Consider the following 2,534-nt stretch of genomic DNA (forward strand, 5'->3'; position numbering starts at 1 on the left):
AAGGGGAAGAGCCCAAACCGGATTTATCCGGGGTTGTGGACCTTTCATAACATGTGGCATGTATAGTCGAATAGAACTGGAAAGTTCAGCGAAACAGGGTAAAAGCCCCGTAGACGAAATGCATAAAGCATAGAAAGGCACCAGAGTACCACCAGACACGTGAAACCTGGTGGGAAGCAGGGGGGACCACCCCCCAAGGCTAAATACTACCTAGTGACCGATAGAGAATAGTACCGTGAGGGAAAGGTGAAAAGAACCCCGGGAGGGGAGTGAAATAGAACCTGAAACCTTATGCTTACAAGCAAAGGGAGCGCAAGTGACCTTGTACTTTTTGTAGAACGGGCCAACGAGTTATGGTATGTAGCAAGGTTAAGATGTTATGCATCGGAGCCGTAGCGAAAGCGAGTCTTAATAGGGCGTCAAGTTATATGCTGTAGACCCGAAACCGGGTGACCTATCCATGTGCAGGTTGAAGCGAGAGTAAAATCTCGTGGAGGACCGAACTCATGTCTGTTGAAAAAGGCTGGGATGACGTGTGGATAGCGGTGAAATTCCAATCGAACCCGGATATAGCTGGTTCTCCTCGAAATAGCTTTAGGGCTAGCCTCAGTAAAAGATACTCGGAGGTAGAGCACTGAATGTTCTAGGGGCCTTCACCGGTTACCGAAAACTATCAAACTCCGAATGCCGAGAAATTGTTTACTGGGAGTCAGACTACGTGAGATAAGTTTCGTGGTCGAAAGGGAAACAGCCCAGACCAACAGCTAAGGTCCCAAAGTGTAAGTTAAGTGGAAAAGGATGTGGAGCTGCATAGACAACTAGGATGTTGGCTTAGAAGCAGCCACTCATTTAAAGAGTGCGTAATAGCTCACTAGTCGAGTGACTCTGCGCCGAAAATAAACGGGGCTAAAACTTACCACCGAAGCTTTGGAATTACAGTAATGTAATTGGTAGAGGAGCATCGTATACGGGCAGAAGCCAAACTGAAAGGGAAGGTGGACTGTATACGAGAGAGAATGTTGGCATGAGTAGCGTAAGGCAGGTGAGAATCCTGTCCACCGAAAATCTAAGGTTTCCTGAGGAAGGTTCGTCCGCTCAGGGTAAGTCGGGACCTAAGCCGAGAGCGAAAGCTGTAGGCGATGGACAACAGGTTGAGATTCCTGTACCACCGAAAGTTGATTGAGTGAAGTGGGGACACAGAAGGATAAGTTGAGCGCACCGTTGGTCGAGTGCGTCTAAGCGTCAAGGAAGATACGGTAGGCAAATCCGCCGTATTGCAAATCTGAGGCGTTATGGGGAGGGAAATAAAGTACCGAAGCAACTGATTTCAAGCTGTCAAGAAAAGCCGCTAGCGAGACTGTAGGTGCCCGTACCGCAAACCGACACAGGTAGATGAGGAGAGAATCCTAAGGTGAGCGAGAGAACTATTGTTAAGGAACTCGGCAAAATAACCCCGTAACTTCGGGAGAAGGGGTGCCTGCGAAAGCAGGCCGCAGTGAAAAGGCCCAGGCGACTGTTTACCAAAAACACAGGTCTCTGCTAAAGCGAAAGCTGAAGTATAGGGGCTGACGCCTGCCCGGTGCTGGAAGGTTAAGGGGAAGTGTTAACGTAAGTGAAGCATAGAACTTAAGCCCCAGTAAACGGCGGCCGTAACTATAACGGTCCTAAGGTAGCGAAATTCCTTGTCGGGTAAGTTCCGACCCGCACGAAAGGCGTAACGATCTGGGCACTGTCTCAACAATAGACTCGGTGAAATTGTAGTACCGGTAAAGATGCCGGTTACCCGCAGCAGGACGGAAAGACCCCGTGGAGCTTTACTGCAGCTTGATATTGGATTTCGGCGTTGCATGTACAGGATAGGTGGGAGACTGAGAGACCAGTACGCCAGTATTGGAGGAGTCACCCTTGGGATACCACCCTTGTAACGTTGAAATTCTAACCAGATACCGTAAACCGGTATTGGGACAGTGTCAGGCGGGCAGTTTGACTGGGGCGGTCGCCTCCTAAAGAGTAACGGAGGCGCCCAAAGGTTCCCTCAGCGCGGACGGAAATCGCGCGAAGAGTGTAAAGGCAAAAGGGAGCTTGACTGCGAGACAAACAGGTCGAGCAGGGACGAAAGTCGGGCTTAGTGATCCGGTGGTTCCGAGTGGAAGGGCCATCGCTCAACGGATAAAAGCTACCCCGGGGATAACAGGCTTATCTCCCCCAAGAGTCCACATCGACGGGGAGGTTTGGCACCTCGATGTCGGCTCGTCTCATCCTGGGGCTGAAGTAGGTCCCAAGGGTTGGGCTGTTCGCCCATTAAAGAGGTACGCGAGCTGGGTTCAGAACGTCGTGAGACAGTTCGGTCCCTATCCGCTGTGGGCGTTGGAAATTTGAGTGGAGCTGTCCTTAGTACGAGAGGACCGGGATGGACATACCTCTGGTGCACCAGTTGTTCTGCCAAGGGCATAGCTGGGTAGCTAAGTATGGACGGGATAAGCGCTGAAAGCATCTAAGTGCGAAGCCCCCCACAAGAAAAGATTTCCTCCATT

1 rRNA gene is annotated in these 2,534 nt (G+C 50.8%); it reads left to right on the top strand.

What is annotated here, in order from left to right:
* Positions 1-2,534, top strand: a 23S ribosomal RNA gene (locus K292_RS0112660); the annotation flags it as partial.

The sequence above is a fragment of the Anaerovorax odorimutans DSM 5092 genome, from assembly GCF_000426305.1.
GTDB classification, from domain to species: Bacteria; Bacillota; Clostridia; order Peptostreptococcales; family Anaerovoracaceae; genus Anaerovorax; species Anaerovorax odorimutans.